The following is a 24298-nucleotide window of genomic DNA, read 5'->3' as shown; positions in this document are numbered from 1 at the left end:
CGCCGGATACGGGCCAGGGCCCGGCGACCGGAGTCGCCGGGCCCTGGCCCGTTTGCCGTTGCGGCGGGTGTGTCAGTTCACCGTGTCGTGGCTGAGCTCGATATCGCACTCGGCCTGTCCGGAGGCGGTCAGCCGCAGCGGGGCGGCGGCCGGCGGATAGCCGCTGGCGATCAGCGTGTAGTCGCCGCTGTCGAGGTCGGTGAAGACGTACTCACCGTCGTGGCCGCTGGTGGCGCTGCCCACGACGTTGCCCGCCGGGTCCAGCAGGGTCACCCGGGCGTCGTTGAGCGCGCCGCCGTTGGCGGTGCGGACGGTGCCGCGGACCTGGGCGCCCAGCGTCAGCCGGATCTCGTACCAGTTGCGGGAGCCGGAAGCCACCTCCACCTGGAGGGCGGACGGACGGTGGCGCTCCGCGCTGACCGCCAGGGTGTAGCTGCCCGGGGTCAGTTCGTTGAAGGCGAAGCCGCCGTCCTGGCCGACGACGCCGGAGGCCACGACCTCACCGCGGACGTCGGTGGCCACGACCAGCGCACCGGGCATCGGGTCGTCGTTCTTCTCCTCGCGGACCTCACCGGACAGTCCGGCCGCGCCGCTGAGCGTCAGATCGAAGGAGACCGGTTCGGCGCCCACCACGACGGTCAGCGCCTGCGGCTTGCGGGCGCCCGCCGAGCCGATCAGCACGTAGGTGCCGGGGCCGGTGGTCGGCAGCGCGTAACCACCGTCGGCGTCGGTGCTGGTGCGGCCGAGCTGCCGTCCGCCGACGCTGATCAGGGTGACTGCGGCCTGCGCCACCGGTCGGCCGCCGCTGTCCCGCACGGTGCCGTGGATCAGCGGGCCGGACGCGTCCGCTGCGGGATCCGGGACGCTCCCGGCGGCCACGGCGACGGGGGCGACCGCCTCCGGGGCCGGCACGGCGGCCGGTGCGGTCTCCGCCACGGGCGGGACCTCGCCGTTGGCCTCGGCCTCCGCCTGGGCCCGTGCCTGGAGGCCGGAGATCTGCCGCAGCGGCACCTCCTTGATGAACCACATCAGCAGGAAGGCCAGCGCGACGACGATGGCGCCCATCAGGAAGACGGTGTGCATGGAGTCGGCGAAGCCGCGCTTGAACGGCTCGGCCAGTCGCGGGTCGAGGTGCTGGATGAACGAGGAGTCGCTCAGCACGCCCGAGGAGCCGCCGTTGCCGGGGTGCTTGAGCATGTCGAGCACCGGCTTGTTGGCCGGGTTGTGGAGCACCGCGGGGTCCTTGAGCGCCTCCTGGAAGCGCACGGTGGAAGCGGCGCTCTTGAACGCGTCGCCGATCTTGTCACCGACCGTGCTGAACAGCACCGAGAGGAAGATCGCCGTACCGGCCGTGGCACCCATCTGCCGGAAGAACGTGGACGAGGCGGTGGCCACGCCCATGTCCTGCGGCGGCACCGCGTTCTGCACGGCCAGTACCAGAGTCTGCATGCAGCCACCCAGGCCGAGGCCGAAGACCAGCATGTAGACCATGGTTTCCCACAGCGGGGTGTCCCACTGGACCCGGTAGTGGAAGAGCAGCATGGCGGCGACCATCAGGGCGGTGCCGATGATCGGGAAGATCTTGTAGCGGCCGGTCTTGGAGGTGATCTGGCCGGACGCGATCGAGGCGATCATCATGCCCGCCATCAGCGGCAGCATCTGCAGGCCCGACATCGTGGGGCTGGCGCCCTTCACGATCTGGAGGTACTGCGGGATCATCAGCATCCCGCCGAACATGCCCATGCCGATCAGCACGGACAGCAGGCTGGTCTTGCTGAAGGTGCCATTGCGGAACAGTCGCATCGGGATCAGCGCATCGTCGCCGATCCACCGCTCCACGAGGATCCAGGCGATGATCCCGACCACGCCGATGACGTAGCAGGCGATCGACTGCGACGAGGTCCAGCCCCACTCCCGGCCCTGCTCGGCGACGAGCAGCAGCGGGACGACGCCGAGGGTGATGGTGAACGCGCCCCACCAGTCGATGCGGCGGTTCCGGCGGGTGTGCGGGATGTTGAGGACCTTGGCGACGACGAACAGCGCGATGATGCCGATCGGCACGTTGACCAGGAAGACCCAGCGCCAGCCGGTGATGCCGAGCAGGGTGGCCTGGCCGGCCAGCGCGCCGCCGATCAGCGGACCGGCGACGCTGGAGGTGGCGAACGTACCGAGCATGTAGCCCTGGTACCGGGCGCGCTCCCGGGGCGGGACGATGTCACCGATGATCGCCAGCGCCAGCGACATCAGACCACCGGCGCCCAGGCCCTGGAGGGCGCGGAACCCGGCGAGTTCGGTCATCGAGGTGGAGAAGGTGCAGAGCACCGAGCCCACCACGAAGATGCTGATCGCGGCCAGGTAGTAGGGCTTGCGGCCGTGGAGGTCGGACAGCTTGCCGTACAGCGGGGTGGCGATCGTGGAGGTGATCAGGTAGGCCGTGGTCGCCCAGGCCTGCTCGCTGAGCCCGTGCAGATCGTCGGCGATGGTCCGGATGGAGGTGCTGACGATCGTCTGGTCGAGCGCGGCAAGGAACATGCCCAGCATCAGACCGCTGAGGATGGTGAGGATCTGGCGGTGGGTGAGAACCCCCGCCCCCGGTATCGCCTTGGCTTGCGCCCCCGGCGGAGAGGTGGCTGTGCTCATCTACGTATCTCTCCCTGCTCCACGGCGGCGCCCTGGTCTCCCCCGGGGTCCGGCCGTGCGTGTTGACGTTCTGCGAAGTCCTTGTTGAGCCGGCTCATCAGCCGGATCAGGTCTGCCCTGTCCTGTGGCGACCAGGATTCGAGGATCCCGGCCAGCTCAGCGTCGCGCTGACGCCGGTAGTCCTCGAAGCGGGCCCGCCCCGCCTCGGTGGCGGTCAGCAGCGAACCGCGCCGGTCCTCCGGGTCCGGGCGCCGGGCGACCAGGCCGCGCTCGACCAGCGAGCGCACCTGTCGGCTGACGGTGGACAGGTCAAGGAACGCGTCGGCGGCCAGGTCGGTCGCCCGCTGGTCCCCTCCGCACACCAGCCTGGCCAGCAGCACGCGGTCGGCGGCGCCGGCGTCGTGTTTGACTCGCTGTTTCCAAGCTGCGATCAGCCGGGTGAAGCGGACCATTTCCGTCCCCAGCCCGGCGGCTGCTTCGTCCAGGCTCGACGCGGTGGTGATCTCCGAGACCCCAGCCCCATCGCAGGCATGGACCGTGCCGTTGCTCATCGTCGTGATCCCTCGCACTGAATGCGTGCATGCGTGATCCAGCCGGTCCACTGGATACATTGCTTGTATCCAGCAAGCATAGCGGCTGCGCGAGGGTGCCGCCGACCACGGGGGGATTCACTGCGGCACGGAGGAGCGCCGAAGCGTCAACCGCGCGCCCCTGACACCACCACCGCCCCCCCTTGAGGCAAAACCCTTTGAAGCCCTCCACGCTCTAAAGGACGTGGATTCCAGCCTGGGTCGTCTGACCCTTCTGGGGGGTTCCTGCTTCACCGCGCTGTGCGGGCACGGATGCCCGTCTTACCGGCGCTCCACAGGCGTTTAGTCTGTCGGCCCTTCCGGCCGCCAGGATGTTGCGAGCTGCGTTGACGTCGCGGTCGTGGACGGTCCCGCACTCCTGGCACGTCCATTCGCGGACGTGGAGGGGCTTGGGGCCGTCCTTGATGCCGCAGGCAGAGCAGACCTGAGAGGTCGGCTCGAAGCGCCCGATCTTGCCGAAGTACCGGCCGTGCTTGGCGGCCTTGTATTCCAGCATCGCGACGAACGTGGACCATCCGGCGTCGTGCACGCTCTTGGCCAGGCGGGTGCGTCCGAGGCCGGACACCGTAAGGTCTTCCACGTACACCGCTTGGTTGTCGCGAATGATCTTCGTGGATTCCTTGTGGTGCCAGTCTCGGCGCCGGTCCGCCACTTTGGCGTGCTGCCGGGCGACGAGCTTGCGAGCCTTCGCCCGGTTGTTGCTGCCCTTGGCCTTGCGGCTCAAGTCCTTCTGCAACCGCTTGAGCTTGCGTTCGGCACGTCGTAGGAACTTCGGGGCGTCGATCTTCTTTCCGTCGGCCAGGACCGCGAAGTGCGACAGGCCCAGGTCGATACCAGTTTCGGTCTCCAGCTCGGGGAGGAACTCGGGGTCGGTGTCGATGACGAACGACGCCCAGTACCGGTCGGCGGCGTCCTTGGTGACGGTGACCGAGGTCGGGACGGCGGGAAGTGGTCGGGACCAGCGGACCTCAAGGTCTCCGACTTTCGCCACGTACAGCGTGCCGTTGTCGCGAAGGGTGAAGCCGTTCGCGGTGAGCCGGATCGACTGCCGGTTGTCCTTGCGGGACTGAAAACGCGGGGGCGCGACCTTCGGCCCCTTGCGCTTGCCGGTGACGGAGGAGAAGAAGTTCCGGTACGCGGTGTGCAGGTCCCGCAGGGACTGCACGAGCACGACGGAGGACACCTCACCCAACCAAGCGCGTTCCTCGGTGCGCTTGGCGGCGGTGATGACCTGCTTTTGCAGGTCAGTGTCCTTGAGGTACGGCTCCCCGGCCGCGTGGGCTTCCTGACGCGCCCGAAGGCCGTCGTTGAAGACCACGCGGGCGCACCCGAATGCCTGGGCCAGCGCACGGCGCTGCGGGGCATCCGGATAGACCCGGTAGTTGTATCGGAGCCGCACGATCGCGATCGTATCATTTGGTCTATGAGTACAGACACTGAGTACAGGCGCGGCAGACATGTGGATTCCGCGATGCACGTGCATTTGGTCTTTGTGACGAAGTGCCGGCACGGGGCCCTGGACGACGAGATGCTGACGCGCTGCGAGGAGACCATGCGGAAGGTGTGCGAGGACTTCGAGGCGGAGCTGAAGGAGTTCAACGGCGAGCACGATCACGTACACCTGCTCGTGCACTACCCGCCGAAGGTGGCCGTGTCCGCCCTGGTGAACAGCCTCAAAGGCGTCTCCTCCCGCTACCGGCGAAAGGAGTTCACCGGCCGCGTGAACCGGGCCATCATGCACGGGCACTTCTGGTCGCCGTCCTACTTCGCGGCCTCGTGCGGCGGGGCACCGTTGGCGATCATCCGGCAGTACATCGAGCAGCAAAAACGTCCGCTCTAACCTACGGCTTAGAGCAGTCCTGAGATGCGCTAACCCCGCCCTGAAGGACGGGGCTTGCACGCAAGACCACTGGTCAAGGTGATAGATATGCCGGAAATGCACCATCGGCCCCTTGGTCAGAAGGGAGAACCCATGTCGTCGAAGCGTCGCCGCAAGAAGAAGTCACGCCGCAACCACGCGGCCAATCACGGTAAGCGCCCGCAGTCCTGAGCCCGGCCCGCGGCTAACTTGGGCGGGGCGTCCTGGGGAGCTGCTGGGTGATGCAGTGGGCCCCGCCGCCGAAGGCGAGCGTCGGGGCCGGCACCCCGACCACCCGGCGACCGGGCAGCGCGGCGGCGAGCACCGCGGCGCCCCCTCGCCCCGCTCGCCGCCGCCGACCGGAACCACCGCCCCACCGGTGGCGCGGTAGAAGTTGAGGTACCGACCTCGACGTCGGGGCCGCACATCGCCTCGGCCGCCGCGTCGTGGCCCGGCGCGGCCACCTTGATCACCGGTTCGAACGCGGAGACCCGCGCCGACCATCTCCGCGTACTCCCGCCGGGCGGCGTCGCACCCGTCCCCCACACCGGCGTCCGACTGGGCCAGGCCATCAGGTGGCCGGCTTCGCGCCCGGCCTGTTCGGCGGGCGTTCGGGGTCCCAGATGGTGCGGGGGGGGGCGTCGCGGTCAGTGCGCGATGCCGTCGATCAGCTCGCGGGCGCCCTGGCGCAGCAGCGCCACGGCGACGGAGGTGCCCAGCGTCTCGGGGGTCAGCGGACCGGCCCACTCGTGCGCGTTCAGGACGGTCTTGCCGTCGGGCGTGAAGACGCTGGCCCGCAAGGAGAGTTCCCCGCGCCGGTCGGTGGTGGCGAACCCGGCGATCGGGCTGTTGCAGTGGCCCTGGAGGACGTGCAGCAACATCCGCTCCGCCATGGTCTCTCGGTACGTCGCGGGGTCGCCGAGGCCGCTGACGGCCGCAATGGTGTCGGTGTCGTCCTCGCGGCACTGGAGCGCCAGAACACCGGCGCCGATGGGCGGGCACATGACGTCCACCGACAGGATCTCGGTGATCGCGTCGCGGCGGCCGATCCGCTCCAGTCCGGAGACGGCCAGCAGCAGGGCGTCGGCCTCGCCCGCGGCCAGCTTTTCCATGCGGCGGTTGGCGTTGCCGCGCATCGGCACGAATTCTAGGTGCGGGTGCGAGGCGGCGAGCTGGGCGATCCGGCGTACCGAGGAGGTGCCGATGCGGGTGCCGGCGGGCAGCTCGTCGAGGGTGAGCCCGCCCGGGTGGATCAACGCGTCCCGGACGTCGTCCCGCTTGAGGAAGGCGGCGAAAGCCGTCCCGGCCGGCAGCGGGCGGTCGCCGGGGATGTCCTTGACGCAGTGCACCGCGAGGTCCGCCTCGCCGGCCAGGAGGGCGGCGTCGACCTCCTTGGTGAACGCCCCCTTCCCCTCCACCTGGGAGAGCGCCCCCATCCACCGGTCGCCGGTCGTCTTGACGGGGACGACCTCGGTGGTGATGCCGGGATGCAGCGCAGCCAGTTCGGCGCGGACGCGCTCCACCTGGGCGAGGGCCATCGGGGAGTCACGGGACACGATACGAATCAGTTCTGGGGCGGACATGGCGCCGATGATAGACCGTCAAATTCGGACAGTTACCGACAGCTCGTCGGAGTTCGCGTGCGTCGCGTCACCTCCGCTCCGGCCGTGGACGGACGGCCGGCGGCCCACCGATCGGGCCGCCTCGCGCGGCTCTCCCCCGGCCCGACGCCCGCGGTAACGTCCAGGCATGTCCCGATCAAGCAACCAGGCCGGAGCGGACCACCGGCCCCCTCCCGTCAGCACGACCCCCGTCACCGCGGGTCCCGTGACCGCCGACGACCTCGCCCGCGCCGTAGGGCTCTCGGTGCACCTCCTGCGGACCGCGCCCGCCTCTGCCTGGGAAGGCCGGGCGGCCGGGTCGTTGGAGTGGGACTGCTGGGAGACCGTCGAGCACCTGAGTGACGACCTTTTCGCCTACGCGGCCCAACTGGGGCCCAGCACACCGCCGTTGGACCGCGAGGTGCCCTTCTCCTGGCAGCGTCGCCGCCCCGGCGGCCCGGCCAACGCGGTGCACGCCGACCGTGCCGCCGGGCCTGCCGGGCTCCTCCAGACCCTGGAGGCGTGCGGCGCCCTCCTGGTCGCCATGGTGCGGACCACGCCCCCGCAGGTGCGTGCCCATCACGTCTTCGGCGTCTCGGACCCGGAGGGCTTCGCGGCGATGGGGATCGTCGAGACGGTGGTCCACACCCACGATCTGGCCTCGGGGCTGGGGCTCGACTGGGATCCGCCGGCCGAGGTGTGCGCGCGGGTCCTGACCCGACTGTTCCCGGACGTTCCGACCGGGGCGGACCCCTGGCCGACGCTGCTCTGGGCCACCGGGCGTGCCGCGCTCCCTGGGCACCCGCGCCGCACGGAATGGCGCTGGGACGGCACCGTGCGCTCGTGAGGGCCCGGCCGCACGGGCGGTTCGGTGGCCGGGATCGGCGTGGTCAGTGTCGGGCCCAGGGGTGCCGGAGCCGGATCCAGATGTCCCGGGCCCGGCGGCCGGCCTCGGTGCGACTGTGGGCGACCAGCTGCCGGGCCTGCTCCGTGGTCTCCACCATCGGGCCGGAGCCCCGCAGCGGCTTGCCGGCCGTCTCGTGCAGGAACAGCGTCGACACGAAGCCGACCAGGCCGGCGGCCATCAGGTAGTACGCGGGGACCATGTGGCTCCCGGTCAGCTGCACCAGTCCGGAGGCGAACAGCGGCGTGGTGCCGCCGAAGAGCGACACCGAGATGTTGAAGGAGATGGACAGCGCGCCGTACCGCAGTCGGGTCGGGAAGAGCGCCGGCAGTGTGGCGGCCGAGGTGCCGGCGAAGCACACCAGCAGCAGGCCCAGGATGAGGCAGCCGAGGGCGGGCAGCAGGATGCCGCCGGCCCGGATGAGGAGTACCGCGGGGGCGGCGAGTGCGATCAGGGCGATGCTGCCGGCCATGAAGACGGGGCGTCGGCCCCACCGGTCGGAGGTGCGGCCGACGGTGGTGATGGTGAGCGCCACGACGATCATGGTGCCGAGGACCAGGAGCTGCGCGGTGAGCGGGTCCTGGCCGAGCGTTTCGGTCATGAAGGTCGGCAGGTAGGAGGTCACCATGTAGTTGGTGACGTTGTAGAGGAGCACCAGGCCCATGCAGATCAGCACCGCCTGCCAGTGCCTGGTGAAGATCTCCTTCAGTCGGCCGTGGCCGGACTGGCGGGCGTCCTCCACCGGGTCCTCGCCACCCGCGGCGCGGGCCTCCGCCGCCGCCTGGTGGGCCTGCTCGGCCTCGCGGAGGAAGGCCGGGGTCTCCTCCAGTCGCAGCCGCATGTAGAGGCCGATGAGCCCGAGCGGTCCGGCGACGAGGAACGGCAGCCGCCAGCCCCAGGACACCAGTCCGTCCTCGCCGAGTACCGCGGTGAGCACGGTGACCAGACCCGAGCCGAGCGAATAGCCGACGAACGTGCCGAAGTCGAGCCAGCTGCCGAGGAATCCGCGTCGCGTGTCGGACGCATATTCGGCGATATAAGTGGTGGCTCCGGCATATTCGCCGCCGGTGGAGAATCCCTGTACCAACCGGCAGATCAGCAGCAGAATCGGCGCGGCGAAACCGATGGCGTGATATCCGGGCAGGAATCCGACGGCGAAAGTGCTGATCGCCATCATGATCATGGTGGCGGCCAAGACCCGTTGGCGCCCGATACGGTCCCCGAGCGGCCCGAACACCATGCCGCCGAGGGGCCGGACGAGGAATGCCGCGGCAAAGGTCGCGAACGACGAGACCACCTGGGCGCCCGGTGAACTGGTGGGGAAGAACACCTTTCCCAAGGTGCCTGCCAAATAGGCGTAGACGCCGAAGTCGAACCACTCCATCGTATTGCCGAGGGCGGCTGCCGACACCGCCCGGCGCACCGCCGGCCGGTCGGTAATCATCACGTCCGCGGCGCTCAGCGGCTGTTTGCGGCGGCGCAGCAGAATGCGCAGGAGGCGGTCGGTGGAAGCACTGCCTCCGGCCGCTTTTCGGGTCGGGCGCCGACTCGGCGGATTACGGCGGCCGGCGCTCATTTCACCTCATCGGGGAGCGGAATTCGGTGCCTCATATTCGCCATTATTTCCCCGTGGGTTCCGCGGTGAGAGCAGCTCCGCCGGCGCCGCGTGTCGAACGGCGCCCCGGGCACTCGCCCCCGCCCGGCAGTCGGGAGCCCGGTCCGGTGAGGAGCCGGCCCGGGCTCCCGGCCCGCGCTGGCGTGCGGACCTGTGGTGCTCTACGCCTAGGCGTGCTTCGACGAGACGAGGTGCGCGAAGGCCACCACGTTGGCCACGTAGTCCTTGACCTTCCGGTCGTACGAGCCACCGCAGGTGATCAGGCGGAGCTGGGCGTCCGGTGTGTCGGCGTAGACCTTGTCGTTGGGGAAGGTCGCCTTGCTGAAGGTCTCCACGGAGTCGATCTTGAACGTGGCGACGATGCCGTCCTCGCGGGTGATCTCGACGGTGGCACCGGGCTTGAGGAGCTCCAGTTGTAGGAAGACCGCCGGGCCGGTCTTGGTGTCCACGTGACCCGCGACGATCGCGGCGCCGCGCTCTCCCGGCGCCGCACCGTCCTGATACCAGCCGACGAGGTTCTTGTCGGCGGCCGGGGGCGGGTTGAGCTGTCCGGTGGGGCCGAGGGTCAGCGAGGTGAACGGCGCGTCCACGGCGATTTCCGGGATCGTCAGCCGCTTCGGCGCGGAGCGGGGCAGCGCCAGGTCGGGGGTGGGCGAGGCGGCTCTGCGCTTGACGGGGGCGGCGACCCCGGGACGGGACTGCGATTTGGCGTCCGCCGAGGTGTCCACGGAGTTGTAGACGAGGAAGGCACCCAGCAGAAATGCTCCCGCGGCCCAGATCAGGCCACGTCCCACGGGGCGGACTGCGGTGGCTGCCTTGGGCGGATCGGGTTTCGGATTCGGCTGGGGCGACTGCTGGGCGGTCATGAGGGGCCTTTCGTGAGCGGGCGGGGCACGGTGCGGAGGGACCACGCGGCGTCGGCAGCGGGTCCGCGCGGACCTGCGGAGCGGCGACGACTACGCAATCGCCGCGGCCACCGTCCGGTGAGGACGGTGGCCGCGACTGCACATCGACCTCCGGAGGTGGCAGCCTTATCAGGCCGCAGTGCCCGACGTGTTGCGGCGACGCAGCATGTAGGCACCGGCACCCAGACCACCGAGCATCAGGACGGAGCCGGCAGCCAGGCCACTGCCGGACATCGCCATGCCGCCGCCACCGGTGTGGACACCGCCGTGCGGGCGACGTCCCCAGTGGTCGTGGTCGCCGTAGCCACCGTGGTCGCGGTCGCCGTAGCCACCGTGGTCCCGGTCGCCACGCCCGTGGTCCCGGTCGCGATCGCCGCGGCCGTGGTCCCGGTCCCGGTCGCCACGTCCGTTGTCGCGGTCGCGGTCGCCGCGGCCGTGGTCCCGGTCCCGGTCGCCGCGGCCGTGGTCGCGGTCGCCACGCCCGTGGTCGTCGCCGTAGTTGCTGCTGGTGTCCCAGTCCCCGATCACGGCCGTGGCCAGCGCGCCACCACCGGTGTGCACACCACCGTGCGGCATGCGGTGGTGGCCCCAGCCGTGGTCGCGGTCGCCGTAGCCACCGTTGTCGCGGTCCCGGTCGCCGTAGCCACCGTTGTCGCGGTCGCCACGTCCGTAGCCACCGTTGTCCCGGTCGCCGCGGCCGTTGTCGCGGTCGCCGCGTCCGTGGTCCCGGTCGCCGCGGCCGTGGTTCCGGTCGCCGCGGCCGTGGTCGTCACCGCTGACCGAGGTCCCGATGCCCGAGGCGAAGCCCTCGGCCAGACCCATGGCAGTCGCGGCGGGTGCAGTGATCGTGAGCGCCGCCATCACGGCGGCGGATGCGAACAGAGTGCGGGCAGTGCGCATGGAGTCATGTTCCTTTCGGCGCGACTGCGAAGGCTGACACTTCGTCGGCACATCGGATCGCAGTAGCGACGTGATCACCGTCAGTCGGAATCCGGCTCGGCACCACCGGAGAACGTCGCATTCGGGGGACAACGTCGGCTCTTCGGGTGGCGGAAGGCGGCATATTCACCCGTTGGACGGCGCGTGGCTCCGGCGTGTCGTCATCAAGGTGGGCTAGAGGGGGTCTAAGGGCGCCCGGAAGCGGCTTCCGGGCCCGTGGCAGAGCGCTTGGCGCGGGCCGCCCGGACGTCCAGGCCCCTGTCGCGGTTCCGGTCGGGCGGCGGATGTGCGGGCGTTTCCCAGGCACCGTTTCGCCCGTCACGGGTCGGGAGCGGGCCGGTAGCTGACGCGGCCACAGACACGAACACAGACACGGACAGACACGAACGCAGACACAGCCCCGGGCCCGGGCGCAGACTGCCTGGCCTTCCTGCTCCTGGCGGTCGCTCCCTGACGTTGCGTCAATTGATGGTGTGCACCGTAGAGTCCCGGAGGGGACGGCGCGGGCCGTCGGACGGCGGCGGTACGGCGGGGAGCGGAGGGTGGCGGGTGACCATCGGAGGTCCGGGCGGGCCCGCGATCCTGCTCGACATCGGCGGGGTCCTCTCACCGGATCACCTGCCGGCGGCCGCGGCCGAGTGGGGCGACCGGCTCGGAATCCCCCAACACGCTTTTCTGGCCGCGCTGTTCGCCGGCAACGACGACCAGGCGCTGATCGGCCGGACCAGCCAGGAAGCCTGGTGGCGCACGGTCCGGCAGCGACTGGGGGCCGACCGCGCTCTGATGGCGGAGATCCGGCGGGACCTGGCGGCCCGACAGCGCTGGGACGGCGACCTGGCGGCCGGGCTACGGGCGCTGCGTGGCCGGGCCAGGACCGTCCTGGTGAGCAATGCCTGGCCGGAGATGCGCCCCGCGCTCGCCGCCGCCGGAGCGCTGGACGCCGTCGACGGCACCGTGCTGTCCTGCGAGGTCGGCCACGCCAAGCCCGACCCCCGCAGCTACGCGCTCGCGCTGCGGCGGGCGGGCTTGGCGGACCCGGCACGTGCCTTGTTCGTCGACGACACCGTGGGCCATGTGCGCGCCGCGCGGGCGCTGGGCATGGCCGGTCATCTGCACACGGACACCGGGGGCACGCTCGCCCGGATCGAGGAGTTCGTGCGGAGGGCGGGCGGCGGCGGGTGAGGGGCGGCCGCGCGGGTCAGCCGGTGCCGGCCCGCAGCGCTTCTTGGACGATGGCCTCCAGGCGGGCGTGATGGGCGCCGCGCCAGTAGACCCGTCCGCACGAGGTGCACTGCGCGAAGATGTCGTAGGTGCGCTGCGTGCCGTGTTGGAGCTGCTCCTGGACCGCGTCCTTGTCGGCGGCGGCCAAGCGGCCGTTGCACGCGGTGCAGCGGGTCCAGGGGGCGAGGGTGGGCGCGAACCTGCCGAGTACGTCCCGGAGTTGGTCGTCCGGTCGGTCGCTGTAGATGTAGGCCCCGGCCCAGATCTCCCGGCGTTGCAGCAGCCCCCGGTCGCGGGAGAGCAGCACCCGCCGGTCCTTGGCGGAGAGCGTGGCCAGCGCAGCGTCGCCGGGGTCCTCGTTGGTGTACGCCGCATCGACGCCGAGCAGGCGCAGCCGGCGGGCCAGCGTCCCCAGGTGCACATCGAGCAGGAACCGCAGCGGAGCGCCGGGGACGCGCTGCGGCCGCTCGACGGCCCGTACCTCGATGTGTTCGCCCGGCCGCGGGACGTGCGAGACGGATGCCTGTGCGCCGTCCACGACCAACCGCCCGACCTCGGTGAGCGGGACGCCCAGCGATTCGACGAGGTGGCCGAGGGTCGAAGCGCCGTCGGTCACCAGCGGCGTGCGTCCGGCGCGCCGTTCCGCTCCGACGAAAAGGTGCAGCTCAGGGGCGAAGCTGAGGGCGATCTCGGGTCCGTTCACGTCGCCCAGCATGGCATCGGGCGGGCCGTGCCAGCCAGCGGATTCCGTGGTGGGGGCGACCGGGGGCGGTATCCGCCGGTGTCGTATCCGGCCCTTGTGGCGCTACATACGGACCGTAGCGGTCCGACGAGCGGATTGTGCACCGTGGCACAGGACCGGTCCGGCCACCGCCCCTAGCCTCACCTGCACGTCGGCAACATCAGCGACACCAACGAGGGGCGGCACCGGTGAACTGGCTCATCCACGACTACCGCGAGAAGGACCTCGCCGAAGTGGTCCACCTGATCGACTCCACGGCCGAGCTCGGGCAGGAGTCCGTCTTCTCGCTCGCCGAGTGCATCAGCGCCCTGACCTCGCGACAGCCCGCCGTGGTCGCCGTCCACCAGGGCGTTCCCATCGGGGCGGCACTCGCCTGTGTCGCGGGCGAGCGGGGCTGGGTGATGCGGATCGCGATCTCCTCGGCCTGGCGCGGCCGGGGACTGGCCAGTGCGCTGCTGGTCGAGCTGGAGCGGCGTCTGATCGCCGCCCGGGTGAGCCGGATCGCGTACGTGCTCCCCGAGGAGGACCTGCTCGGGGAGGGGCTGCTCAACGCGGGCTACACGCGGCAGCCCGCGGTCGCCTACTTCGAGAAGGTCGAGCCGCACCACGGGCCGGCGGCCAGTCTCCTGGACGACCTGGGCGGGCGGTTCCTGCCCACCGACCTGTGGGCCAAGGTCGCCGGTATGGAGGCGGAGAAGGACCTGATCGAACGGCGCGTGGTGCTGCCGCTGGCGGAGCCGGAGCGGGCCGCCCGGCACGGGGTGCGGCCGCCGCGGGCGATCGCCCTGTTCGGGCCGCCGGGGACCGGGAAGACCACGTTCGCCCGCGGGATCGCCGCCCGACTGGGCTGGCCGTTCGTCGAACTGTTGCCGTCCCGGTTGGCGGACGAGGGCAATCTGGCGGCGGCGCTGCGCAGCGCGTTCGCCAGGATCGCCGAGTTGGAGCGGGTGCTGGTGTTCATCGACGAGGTCGAGGAGATCGCGCCGGTGCGCGGTGAGCCGGCGCAGCCGGGCGGTCTGCACGGGGTGACCAATGAGCTGCTCAAGCTGATCCCCGGCTTCCGGGAGCAGGACGAGCGGCTGCTGGTCTGTGCGACCAATTCCATCCGCTCGCTCGACCCGGCGTTCCTGCGCCCGGGGCGCTTCGACTACCTGATTCCGATCGGGACGCCCGACCAGGCCGCCCGGGCGGCGATCTGGTCCCGGTACACCGACGGCCGGCCCGATGTCGCCATTCCGGCGCTGGTCGCGGCCAGTGAGCTGTTCACCCCGGCGGACATCGAGCACGCGGCCAGGGTGGCCGCCCAGGCGTCGTTCGAGCGGGATCTGGAGGCGATCGGTGGCGGGACGGCTGCCCCGGGCCGGCTCGGTGCGAGCACCGAGGACTACCTCGCCGCGATCGGGCAGTGTCGGCCGACCGTCACGCCCGCGATGATCGACGAGTTCAGCGCCGACATCACCGCCCACGCCCGCTGCTGAAAACCCAAGAGCGCGGCGGCCACCGCCGGCCGCCGCGTTCTCGGCCAGGGGCCGGGCATTCTCCACCACCGCGATGACGCCGTCGCACTGCGTCTGGAGGAGGTCCGTCCGCGCCGGCTCCTCCGCTGGAACGACGTTGCCGCGTCGCCGGCTGCATACGGTGAGAAGTGCAGCCGGACCGCACGGTGCGGCATTGCACCAAGTGTGGTGGAACACCGAGACAGTTGCGAGTCGAGAGAGGCGGGACGGCACATGCCGGAGAATCCGCAGGCCCCGCAGGCCGGGCAGACCCCTCGGGCCCCCGAGGTCACACAGGATCCGCACGGGTCACAGGGGCCGCAGGGCTCCGAGATATCCGCATCACGGCCTGCCCCGTCCACCGAACCCGCGGACGATCCCGGGGTCCTTCCGGTGGTCGATCTGCCCGCCTACGGCGAGGACTTCATCACCGACCCGTACCCGTATTACGCCAAGCTGCGGGCCCAGGGCCCCGTCCACCGGGTGCACACCCCGTACGGCCAGGAGGCGTGGTTGGTCGTCGGCCATGAGGCGGTCCGTTCCGCACTCGCCGACCCGCGGCTGGGCAAGGACTGGAGCGGCGCCAACCTGAAACGCCTCGCCGGTGACGAGACGCCCCTGTTCACCAACATGCTGGACGCGGATCCGCCGCACCACACCCGGCTGCGGAAGCTGGTGGCGAAGGAGTTCACCAGTCGCCGCGTCGAGGCACTCCGCCCCCGCGTGCAGCGCATCACCGACGAACTCCTCGACGCCATGCTGGCCGCACCGGACGGCCGGGCCGACCTCATCGAGGCGCTGGCCTTCCCACTGCCGATGACCGTCATCTGCGAACTGCTCGGCGTCCCGTCCATCGACCGCGACGCCTTCCGCGACTGGTCCCACGAGCTCGTCTCACCGTCCAGCCCCGAAGCGTCGCAGCAGGCCGTCCAGGAGATGGCCGCCTACCTCACCGCCCTCGTCGAGGTGCTCCGCCGCGAACCAGGCGACGGATTGCTCAGCGACCTGGTCCGGACCAGCGACGAGGACGGCGACCGACTCTCCCACGAGGAAGTGATCGGCACCGCCTTCCTCCTGCTGGTCGCCGGCCACGAGACCACGGTCAACCTGATCTCCAACGGTGTGCGGGCCCTACTGGAGCATCCCGCCCAACTGGCCGCCCTGCGGGCCGACGACGGTCTGGTGGACAACGCCGTGGAGGAGATGTTGCGCTACGACGGCCCGGTGGAGACCACCACCTGGCGATGCGCGTCCGAGCCGGTGGAACTCGGCGGCACCGTGATCCCCGCCGGCTCCGCCGTGCTGATCTCGCTGGCCTCGGCCTCCCGCGATCCCGAACGGTTCGTCAGCGCCGACGACTTCGACATCACCCGCGATCCGCGCGGTCATGCCGCCTTCGGCCACGGCATCCACTTCTGCCTCGGCGCACCGCTGGCCCGTCTAGAGGGTCGGATCGCCCTCCGCTCCCTACTGGACCGTTGCCCCGACCTCGCCCTGGACACCGCCGCTGACGCCCCGGCCTGGCGCCCCGGTCTCCTCATGCGCGGCATGAACCGGTTGCCGATCCGCTGGGACGGTTAGCGGGCCCGGTGCCTGTCCGGTGGATCAGGGTCGGACAGGCCCTTGACGCATTGTGGGGGGGAGGTTGGTGACGAGGCTGGTACGACCGCTGCGGCCGACCGGCCTCCAATGGTCGCTGGCCTGCCCTGGTCGTAGGGCAGGCCACGGCCGGCCGGCAGCTACGGGGACGTACCCCGACGGCCCAGTGCGGGGCCGTCCACCACGCTGTGCCACAGTGTCCCGATGAAGACCATCGGATTGATCGGCGGCATGAGCTGGGAGTCCACGGCGGAGTACTACCGCCTGCTGAACGAGCTGACGCGGGAGCGACTGGGCGGGCTGCACTCGGCCAAGTGCGTGCTCTACTCAGTGGACTTCGCGGAGATCGAATGCCTCCAGGTCGAGGGGCGCTGGGACGAGGCGGGCGCGGTCCTGGCCGAGGCCGCAGGGGCCCTGGAAGCGGCGGGCGCGGAGCTGTTGCTGATCTGCACCAACACCATGCACAAGGTCGCCGACCAGGTGTCGTCCGCGGTCGGCGTCCCGCTCCTGCACCTGGCCGACACCACTGCGGAGGCCGTACGAGGCCAGGGACTGCGCCGCATCGGACTGCTGGGCACCGCGTTCACGATGGAGCAGGACTTCTACCGCGGCCGCCTCGTGGACCACGGCCTTGACGTGGTGGTCCCGGATGCCGCCGGCCGCGAGACCGTCCACCGCGTGATCTACGAGGAGCTGTGCGTGGGCGTCGTCAAGGAGGAGTCCCGCACCGCCTACATCGCCGTCATCGACGAGTTGATCGCCGCCGGGGCGGAGGGCATCGTGCTCGGCTGCACCGAGATCGAACTGCTCATCCGCCCACAGGACAGCCGGGTCCCCCTCTTTCCCACGACCCAGCTGCACGCCGAGGCCGCGGTCGCCCGCGCACTGGCCACGCCCTGAACACCGCGCACCCCGTCGCCGGCCACCTGCGCCAACTCACGCCCCTTGTGGTCGCGTTCGTCGCCGTACCTCCGTCGCAACCCGGGCGCGTCGTGACGGCAGGTACGCTGACAGGGTGTCTCACACCGAGTTAGAACGCCTGGCCAGGATCCGGATACAAGTCACCGGAGAAACCCTCGAACGCGCCCTGGCCGTTCTGCGCGGAGACACCACCGAGGCGGGACCCGCCCCCCTGACCAGGGTCGGGGCGGGCGCTCGCCCCCATCCCGGCCCTAACCTCGACTCCGAAGCCGCCGCCACTTCCGCCTCCGATCCCGAGGGGGAAGCGGAACCCCCGCATCAGCGCCCGCACCCTCGACATCCGCACCTGCGCGGCCTGTGACAACTCCGGGTCAGCACCAGGGCGTTACTGCCGGCAGCCACCGACTCCCCCATCGGCGAAGCGACGCGCCCCCGGGCCCCACCTCCCGCAGTGACGCACACAGCTCCCCCTCCCGTCCCTCTTCCGCTCCCCCGTACCCCGCACTTCCCCTGCCGCCCTATGGGAGCGAACGCCCGCTACGCCACCGCCGTACGTGACCGCACCAGCCTCCGCGCCATGCCGGCACCCGCCAGGACCGCGGCGCAGTGCAGCACCCCGGCGACCGCAAGGTTCTCCGGCGGCAACGCGTCCGCCGGCTCGGCCAGGGCCACGAACACCGTCAGCGCCAGCTTCCAGGCGCTCCACGCGAACAGCGACCCCGAACCGAGCCAACCGAGCGCCAACGGGAGCCAGCGGGGCAGCCGCACCGGACGGGCCCGCTCCAAGGTCCAGACGGCGGCGGAACCAACGAGCGCCCAGAGTGCCCCCAGGCCCATCAGCAGGTATCCGTCGCCGTTCCACCGGGCGGCATGGTCGATTCCCCAACTGCCACCGAGTGCCCAGTACAGCCAGACCGCCCCGATCACCGCGCCCACGACGGCCGGCCACGCCACGCCGGTACGGGCGGCACCGTCCCCGACCCGCCCGGCGAACAGCTCCGGCCGGCGGCGTCGTGCGTAAGCGGGCAGCGCGACCGCCAGCCCCACCCCCGTACCCACGAAACTGCACTGGATCAGCACGGCCTCCCAGCCAGGCATCGCCGGCTCGCCGCCCCCGCCCGGTTCGCCGGGCGCGCTGGGCAACCGCAGCACTGCGCTGAGTACGAAGTACGGCAGCACCGACACCAGGAATCCGGCTCCCGTCCAGGCGCAGAACGCCAGCGGCCGGCCCGGTATCCGCATCCCCCACGGCCGTACCAGGGCGAGCGCCAGGACGATCCCGAGGGCCGCCATGCCGATCGTCACCAGGTTGAGCAGGACCCATCCGAGCAGGTCGAAGCCCGCTCCTATGGGGGCCGCCCCGAGGATCGCAAGGACCACCCACGACACCTTGACCAGCGCATACGGCGTCAATGCCCACGCCGCCCCATACGCCGCCCAACTCCCGACCCGATCCCAGCGCTCCACTGGACCTCCCCTTCCGCCAACGGGAACCCCAGCTTCACCCACCTCCCCACCCGTCCTCCTCCACCGTGGGAACCATCCGCCTCCGCCACCAGGCGGAGCCCGGCATACGACCAGCTTCCGGGCAGGCCCCACCGCTGAGCCGTGGGGAGCCCAGGGGTGCGGCCGAGAGGTGCGGCGGATCAGCGCGTCATGGAACCAGCCGCCTCGCCAGGAGCGGGGTCCGGGGTGCCTGGTGCCCTCCGCTGGCCACCATGCGGACCTCCCCCCGGTCGCTGATCTCTGCGCGCACGATCCCCGATTCGTCCTCGTAGATCGGATACCCGCCCGCTCCCGCCTGGTCGGTACGCCGGACGATCACCACGTCGTCCTCCACCGCGAGGGCCTGAAATACCAGCTCATAGCGTTCCGGGTAATCCATCGGGGCCTCCCGATACTGCTCTGCGGGTTCTGCCGCCCAAGACGCCGCCCCGCGGCCGCTCCGCGCGGGCCGCACCGCCCCGGCCCTTCCATCCTCGCCCACGCCGGAGCCGCACGCCTCACCACACATCATTGAACGCTTAACGGATTACGGCGATGGCGATGCATGTCACACCACGCTCGTACTCCCACCACAGAGATTCGAGATCAAGGTAGACCCGTGGGTTGATGTCTCGTGACGTGAGCGAAGCGAAAATCAAAGCAGTGAAACACCGATGAGTGACCTACACCGATCCGCCCCTGCCTTCTAGGCCCCGAACTCCCGGAGCAACCATGCCCATTGACTATTCCTCACGCCGCCGCCCGCGGCTGACCCTCACCACCACTGCCGTCGCGTTATCCCTCCTCGCCCTCCCCACCACCGCCTCCGCGGCCGCCCTCACCTCCCCCGTTCCGTCACGGGCCACAGTCGCCGGCGCACCGGCCGCAACCTCGACGTCGACGAGCCCCACCCACGACACCGGGCTCGACCGCCAGGCCCTGACCAAGTCCCTCCAGGCATTCCACGACGCGGGTATGTACGGCGCCTACTCGGCCGTGCGGGACGGCTCCGACACCTGGCAAGGCGCGACCGGGGTCGCCGACATCGGCACCGGGCGCCCCACGACGCCGCAGATGCAGCACCGCATCGGCAGCATCACCAAGACCTTCACCGCGGTCGCCGTGCTCCAGGAAGTCGGCAAGGGCCGCATCGGCCTCGACACCCCGATCAGCCACTATCTGCCCGATCTCATAACGGGCGAGCGCGGCCGGGCCATCACCGTGCGGATGCTGCTCAATCACACCAGCGGCATCGGCGAATACTCCGGAGCGATCTTCAACACCGCGGACAGCTTCGAGGGCAATCGCTACCACCAGTTCGCCCCGGAAGAACTGGCCCGTCTCGGAATCGCGGCACCCCCATTCGGCAAACCAGGTCAAGGCTGGCACTACTCCAACACCAATTACGTCCTCGCCGGCCTCCTCTTGCGCAAGGTCACCGGCCAATCCCCCGAGTCCTACATCACCGCACACGTCATTCGTAAAGCCGGCCTGCGGCACACCTACTTCCCACAGTCGCCCACCCTCTCCGGACCGCACGCGAAGATGTACGAGGCCGCCTACGGAGGTTTCAACCCGCCGCGTGACTTCAGCGTCTACAACATGTCCTGGGCCTCCACGGCCGGCTCCCTCATATCGACGATGCCCGACCTCAACCGCTTCTACCGCGCCCTGCTGGGCGGCGAGTTGATCGCCCCGGCAGAGCTGCGCCAGATGAAGACGACCGTGCCGATCGAGGGCTCATTCATGCGCTACGGCCTCGGCCTGCTGAAGACGACCTCCGCCTGCGGAGACTTCTGGGGCCACAACGGTCTGGTACTCGGCGCGATGACCTGGTCCCTCTCCAGCCCGGACGGTCGCCGCCAGGTGTCCCTCGGCTTCAACCTCACCCGCTACCAGAAGCTCGATGCCCACAACCAACCCATCACGGGCCCGATCGACGACGCCATGAACGCCTACATCGCGCAGGCCGCCTGCGGCACCAAAGCCAACACAGGCACCGGCACCGGCACCGGCACCGGACGCCCACTTACCGCGACCCCACCCACCCACCTGGCCTTCACTCCAGAACACCAGGCCCGATAGGTCTGTACGCAACCCGCGAGCGTGGATGCCCTCCAGGCCGCGCACACCCCAGGACCAGACATGGACGACAAAGCAAGCGCCCCCATGGACCAGCTACTCGCCGAGCGAGCCTGCGAACGTCTGATCATCGACTTCGTGCACCGCCTCGACCTCGGAGACCCGAGCTCCGTGGCCGAACTCTTCACGGCCGACGGCATCTGGGAGTGGCCCCACGGCAACCGCCGCATAGCAGGCCGCGAAGCACTGCGCGAGTACTTCGGCTCCCGCCCGGCGGACCGCCTGTCACGCCGCCTGATGACGAACGTCCTGGTCACCGTCACCTCCGCCACGACAGCAACCGCCACGTCCTACCTCACCACCTACCGCGTCGACGGCTTTGTGGACGGCATAGTCCCGTCGCAACACCCCACCAACGTGGGCCACTACGAGGACGCCTTCCGCAAGGTCGACGGCACATGGCTACTCGCCACCAGAACCACCCACCTGGCCTTCGGGACCGACACCCAGCGCGTCACGCCCCCGAACAGCAACTGAGAAGGAGAGGCCGAAGAGAGGGGAGAGAGAAGGGCCCCGCTCCCGTGCATTGCCACGGGAGCGGGGCGGGTCCGAGAAGCGCCAGCAGCTCGGATAGTGACGAGGACTACCGTACGGGCGACCACTGACACCGCCGCTCTGTACCGGCACAGACCGGCAACGCACAGCAGCAAGGCGCCCATCCACAGCCGTACGCCCTGGCCAGCCCGGCGGCACCTTGCCGCACACCCCCGCCCTCGTCCCAAGCCCCGACCCACACCGGACCCACGCAAGAAGCACCACCCGATCCAGGGAATGCACTCCGACAGCATGCACGTCGACGGATCGGCACGGGATCCTCATCCGGCGGCGGATCGGCCGGCTGAAGAGCCCTGCGCGACCTCGGACGCCGTCACCGCGAAGCACTTGGCGCTGCTGACCGGTCACGCGACAGCGGGCCGACGCTCCGCGGGCGACAGTAGGAGGACCTCCAGGGCGCGGGCGCAGGCCCGAGCCTGGGTGAGGAGCCAGTCCGTGCGGTCCGGCGTGATCATCTCCGGTGTGCCGCGGACGGCCAACGCGAAGCGGGCGGACTCGGCGCGGTCGAGGACGGGCACGGCCAGCGTACGGACTCCGTACGCCGACTCACCGTCGTTGACGGCATGTGCATCGGCGCGCACCCGCGCCAACTCGGCGGCCAGCCGGGTGGGTTCGACGATGGTGCGGTCGGTGAAGGCGTACAGCGGCGGCAGTGACTCCGGGCCGCCCTCGCCGGCCCGCGGCCAGGCCAGCAACACTTTGCCGAGCGCGGTGGAGTGAAGCGGCCGGCGCAGCCCCACCTTGGGCGTTACCGAGCCGCCCGCGACGATCACCGCGTACGGGCCGCTGCGTAGGGCCAGGTCGACCGTGGTGCCGGTGCGTTGGGCCAGGTCGGCGAGCTCGGGCGAGGCGAGGTGCAGCCCGCGCTGATGGTAGGAGAGACGGCCCAGCTCGGTGACGGCCGGGCCGAGTCGGTAGCGGGCGGTGCGGGGGTCCTGCTCCAGGAATCCCGCGGCCAGCAGGGTGCGGGCGAGCCGGTGGGCGGTGGAGGTGGCCAGTCCCAGTCGGCGCGCGAGTTCGGAAGCGCTCAGGTCCGGGGCGTTGTCGTGGAAGCAGTGCAGCACGTCCAGGGCGCGCCGGACCGCCTGGGCGCCGGTGGGCGCCGGTGCCTGGGTCATGGGTGGCTCCTCCCGCCGCCCCGGCGACTGCCGGGGAGTACCGCAGGGGGCGCCGGTGCGGGGCCCTCCGCGCTCACCATCAGTCCCACATTACGGCACATGGAGGCGGCTCGAAGGAGTTCGCGGAAGCAGCTGAGAAGAGGAGTGGGCAATGTTCACAGGGACTCAAGATGGGCTGTGCAATGCCGCGTTCACGCTCAGTCCCATATCGTGGGAAGCAGGTTGTCTGGGTGGCGAGGCCGTGCCAGGCTGCGGTCAGCCGCTGGGGAGTCCGGCGCCGAACCGGAGGAAGGGAGCCGTGCGATGCGTATCACCGCTGCTCCCGGTCTGTTCACCGCGCGCCGTCATATCGACTTGGGCCGTGTCTTCAGCGCTTCCTGTCGCTGATCACTCTCCCCAACGGCCCCACAACGCGGCTCGCCACGTCCCTGCGCCGCATCTGCTGCACGTGCGGCGGGTACTGCACGTGCTGTATGTGCCGCACGTGTCGCACGTGCCGCATGCCGCGACGGCGTAAGCCGCGCTCACGTGTGGTGCCGGACGCCCCGGCCGCGCACACCACGTCAGGCGCCCTACCCCACAACCACCACACACCCCGTCACGCGTCCTGCCACACCCCCATCACGCGTCCAGTCGTGCGTTCTGTCGTGCGTTCTGTCTCGTGACGGCCGGACGCATCGGTGCCCGTCCCGGTACGTGAAGTCAGGAGAGCCGTGCCAGGCACGTGCCGGATGACCGGCCGCGCCCCCACCGGCCGCCCCCTCGACCGCGCCCCGCCGCACAGGCACCTCCCCCACCTCATCAATGCCTGCCCTTCCCACGCCCGTTCCCGCGTGGGCCCGCCCACTCCTTCCCGGAAGCCCCATGACGACGCATCCTCCGCTGCCCGACACCCTGTGGTTCACCCGCTGTCCGGTGCCCACCGCCACCGGGATCGCCGCCGACCGGAACTGGCTCGCCGACGAGTTCGCGCCCGACGGCATCGCCGTGCGGTCCCTCCAGGACGCGGCCCCCGACCTCGACACCGCGGCCCGCCAGACCCACTACACGCACGCCCTGCCCGGACTGTTCCGCGAGGGCGGTAACGTGCCCGCGCTATGGGCTCGTTCGGGCGGTGCGCCGACCCGGCTGATCGGCCTGACCTGGATCGAGGAGCGGCAGTCGGTCCTGGTCGCGCCGGGGTCCGGGATCCGCGGCGCCGCTGCCCTGCGCGGTCGGCGCCTGGCGGTTCCCCGGCATCCGATCGCCATCGACTTCTGGCGGGCCATGGCGCTGCGCGGCTTCGAGGGCGCACTCGCCTCCGCCGGACTCGCCCTGGCGGACGCCACCCTCGTCGACGTACCCGCCGACGGGCACACCGGGCAGTGGGCCGCCGGCCTCGACGCCCTGCGGCGCGGTGCCGTGGACGCCGTTTACGTCAAGGGCGCGCTGGCCGTGGAGGCGGCCCGGCGTACCGGGGCGGAGGTCGCCGTCGAACTGGACGCACTGCCCGACCGGAGGCACCGGGTCAACAACGGCACCCCGCGCCCGATCACCGTTCACCAACGCCTGTTGGACGAGCACCCGGACCTCGTCGAGCGCTTCCTCGCGGTGCTGCTGCGGGCCGCCGACTGGGCCGCGGACCGGCCGGCGGAGGTCACCCGCATCCTGGGCGCCGAGACCGGTGCCGGCGCGGAGGGCGTGCACGGCGCCTACCGGCCCGGCACCCACCGCACCCTCCACCCCGATCTGTCCCCCGAGCGGCTGGGTCTGCTCGTCCAACAAGAGGCTGCCCTACGAGCCCAAGGCTTCCTGCCCGAGACCGTGGACGTGCACGCCTGGGCCGATCCCGAGCCGCTGCGACGCGCCCGCCGCCGGCTCGCGGCCACCGCTCCCGCCGGCACCCGCCACGCCGCGGAAGCCGTATCCGTGCCGGGCCGGTACGGCACGCCCACCCTCCCGTCCGGTACGGACACGTAAGGACCCAC

21 protein-coding genes are annotated in these 24298 nt (G+C 70.8%); 9 read left to right on the top strand and 12 right to left on the bottom strand.

Annotated elements, in window-relative coordinates:
• Positions 1-72: 72 nt before the first annotated feature.
• The 3 genes from ACO0M4_RS15170 to ACO0M4_RS15160 all read right to left on the bottom strand — a co-directional run bounded on the left by ACO0M4_RS15170 (position 73) and on the right by ACO0M4_RS15160 (position 4629).
• A complete protein-coding gene (locus tag ACO0M4_RS15170; RefSeq protein WP_430370676.1) occupies positions 73-2640 on the bottom strand; it encodes an MFS transporter in 2568 nt (855 codons plus the stop codon).
• Positions 2637-3191 carry a MarR family winged helix-turn-helix transcriptional regulator gene (locus ACO0M4_RS15165; RefSeq protein ID WP_430370674.1) on the bottom strand — a complete coding sequence of 185 codons (555 nt, stop codon included), beginning with the start codon at positions 3189-3191 and terminating at the stop codon, positions 2637-2639. The genes ACO0M4_RS15170 and ACO0M4_RS15165 overlap by 4 nt, the downstream gene beginning before the upstream one ends.
• A 214-nt stretch (positions 3192-3405) precedes the next feature.
• Positions 3406-4629, bottom strand: a complete 1224-nt coding sequence (locus ACO0M4_RS15160; RefSeq protein WP_430370673.1) for an RNA-guided endonuclease InsQ/TnpB family protein — start codon at positions 4627-4629, stop codon at positions 3406-3408.
• A gap of 24 nt (positions 4630-4653) precedes the next feature.
• On the opposite strand from ACO0M4_RS15160, the gene tnpA reads away from it, so the two are divergent.
• Positions 4654-5070, top strand: a complete 417-nt coding sequence (tnpA, locus tag ACO0M4_RS15155; RefSeq protein ID WP_430370672.1) for an IS200/IS605 family transposase — start codon at positions 4654-4656, stop codon at positions 5068-5070.
• A gap of 223 nt (positions 5071-5293) precedes the next feature.
• Here tnpA and ACO0M4_RS15150 read toward each other — a convergent pair whose 3' ends face one another.
• Together ACO0M4_RS15150 and hemC are read right to left on the bottom strand one after the other, a co-directional pair.
• Positions 5294-5374 carry a hypothetical protein gene (locus ACO0M4_RS15150; protein ID WP_430371391.1) on the bottom strand — a complete coding sequence of 27 codons (81 nt, stop codon included), beginning with the start codon at positions 5372-5374 and terminating at the stop codon, positions 5294-5296.
• A 361-nt stretch (positions 5375-5735) separates the two neighbouring features.
• A complete protein-coding gene (gene hemC / locus ACO0M4_RS15145; protein ID WP_430370670.1) occupies positions 5736-6671 on the bottom strand; it encodes a hydroxymethylbilane synthase in 936 nt (311 codons plus the stop codon).
• A gap of 166 nt (positions 6672-6837) precedes the next feature.
• Between hemC and ACO0M4_RS15140 the strand changes: the two genes are divergently transcribed.
• Positions 6838-7536, top strand: a complete 699-nt coding sequence (locus ACO0M4_RS15140; RefSeq protein ID WP_430370668.1) for a hypothetical protein — start codon at positions 6838-6840, stop codon at positions 7534-7536.
• Between the two features lie 43 nt (positions 7537-7579).
• Here ACO0M4_RS15140 and ACO0M4_RS15135 read toward each other — a convergent pair whose 3' ends face one another.
• From ACO0M4_RS15135 to ACO0M4_RS15125, 3 genes are all read right to left on the bottom strand, one after another.
• On the bottom strand, positions 7580-9169 hold the full coding sequence (locus tag ACO0M4_RS15135; protein WP_430370666.1) for an MFS transporter: 1590 nt from the start codon (positions 9167-9169) through the stop codon (positions 7580-7582).
• A 206-nt stretch (positions 9170-9375) separates the two neighbouring features.
• Entirely contained in the window at positions 9376-10074 is a 699-nt protein-coding gene (locus ACO0M4_RS15130; RefSeq protein ID WP_430370665.1) for a class F sortase, read from the bottom strand.
• A 168-nt stretch (positions 10075-10242) separates the two neighbouring features.
• Positions 10243-11013 carry a hypothetical protein gene (locus ACO0M4_RS15125; protein WP_430370663.1) on the bottom strand — a complete coding sequence of 257 codons (771 nt, stop codon included), beginning with the start codon at positions 11011-11013 and terminating at the stop codon, positions 10243-10245.
• Positions 11014-11601: 588 nt separating this feature from the next.
• Between ACO0M4_RS15125 and ACO0M4_RS15120 the strand changes: the two genes are divergently transcribed.
• Positions 11602-12234, top strand: a complete 633-nt coding sequence (locus ACO0M4_RS15120; protein WP_430370661.1) for an HAD-IA family hydrolase — start codon at positions 11602-11604, stop codon at positions 12232-12234.
• Positions 12235-12250: 16 nt separating this feature from the next.
• On the opposite strand, the gene ACO0M4_RS15115 is transcribed toward ACO0M4_RS15120, so the two are convergent.
• Positions 12251-12976 carry a Mut7-C RNAse domain-containing protein gene (locus ACO0M4_RS15115; protein WP_430370660.1) on the bottom strand — a complete coding sequence of 242 codons (726 nt, stop codon included), beginning with the start codon at positions 12974-12976 and terminating at the stop codon, positions 12251-12253.
• Positions 12977-13203: 227 nt separating this feature from the next.
• Here ACO0M4_RS15115 and ACO0M4_RS15110 point away from each other — a divergent pair, with 227 nt between their 5' ends.
• From ACO0M4_RS15110 to ACO0M4_RS15100, 3 genes are all read left to right on the top strand, one after another.
• Complete coding sequence (locus tag ACO0M4_RS15110) at positions 13204-14493, top strand: ATP-binding protein (protein ID WP_430370658.1); 1290 nt, start codon at positions 13204-13206, stop codon at positions 14491-14493.
• Between the two features lie 411 nt (positions 14494-14904).
• Positions 14905-16092 (top strand): cytochrome P450 family protein, encoded by a 1188-nt coding sequence (locus tag ACO0M4_RS15105; RefSeq protein ID WP_430370657.1) that lies wholly within the window; start codon positions 14905-14907, stop codon positions 16090-16092.
• A gap of 222 nt (positions 16093-16314) precedes the next feature.
• The gene (locus ACO0M4_RS15100; protein WP_430370655.1) at positions 16315-17010 is read left to right on the top strand and encodes an aspartate/glutamate racemase family protein; all 696 of its coding nucleotides are present in this window, start codon (positions 16315-16317) and stop codon (positions 17008-17010) included.
• Positions 17011-17568: 558 nt separating this feature from the next.
• Here ACO0M4_RS15100 and ACO0M4_RS15095 read toward each other — a convergent pair.
• Entirely contained in the window at positions 17569-18498 is a 930-nt protein-coding gene (locus tag ACO0M4_RS15095) for a hypothetical protein (protein ID WP_430370654.1), read from the bottom strand.
• Positions 18499-18685: 187 nt separating this feature from the next.
• The gene (locus ACO0M4_RS15090; RefSeq protein WP_430370653.1) at positions 18686-18916 is read right to left on the bottom strand and encodes a DUF6296 family protein; all 231 of its coding nucleotides are present in this window, start codon (positions 18914-18916) and stop codon (positions 18686-18688) included.
• A gap of 332 nt (positions 18917-19248) precedes the next feature.
• Between ACO0M4_RS15090 and ACO0M4_RS15085 the strand changes: the two genes are divergently transcribed.
• Positions 19249-20601 (top strand): serine hydrolase domain-containing protein, encoded by a 1353-nt coding sequence (locus ACO0M4_RS15085; protein WP_430370652.1) that lies wholly within the window; start codon positions 19249-19251, stop codon positions 20599-20601.
• 60 nt (positions 20602-20661) lie between these two features.
• Complete coding sequence (locus ACO0M4_RS15080) at positions 20662-21135, top strand: nuclear transport factor 2 family protein (protein ID WP_430370650.1); 474 nt, start codon at positions 20662-20664, stop codon at positions 21133-21135.
• A gap of 422 nt (positions 21136-21557) precedes the next feature.
• Here ACO0M4_RS15080 and ACO0M4_RS15075 read toward each other — a convergent pair whose 3' ends face one another.
• Positions 21558-22331, bottom strand: coding sequence for an IclR family transcriptional regulator (locus ACO0M4_RS15075; RefSeq protein WP_430370649.1), 774 nt, complete (start codon positions 22329-22331; stop codon positions 21558-21560).
• Between the two features lie 864 nt (positions 22332-23195).
• On the opposite strand from ACO0M4_RS15075, the gene ACO0M4_RS15070 reads away from it, so the two are divergent.
• Complete coding sequence (locus ACO0M4_RS15070; RefSeq protein ID WP_430370647.1) at positions 23196-24290, top strand: ABC transporter substrate-binding protein; 1095 nt, start codon at positions 23196-23198, stop codon at positions 24288-24290.
• Positions 24291-24298 lie beyond the last annotated feature (8 nt).

It is taken from the genome of Streptomyces sp. RGM 3693 (genome assembly GCF_050471125.1).
Classification (GTDB): Bacteria; Actinomycetota; Actinomycetes; order Streptomycetales; family Streptomycetaceae; genus Streptomyces.
Note: the sequence above shows the minus strand (reverse complement) of the source record. Positions and strands in the feature narration are given on the sequence as shown.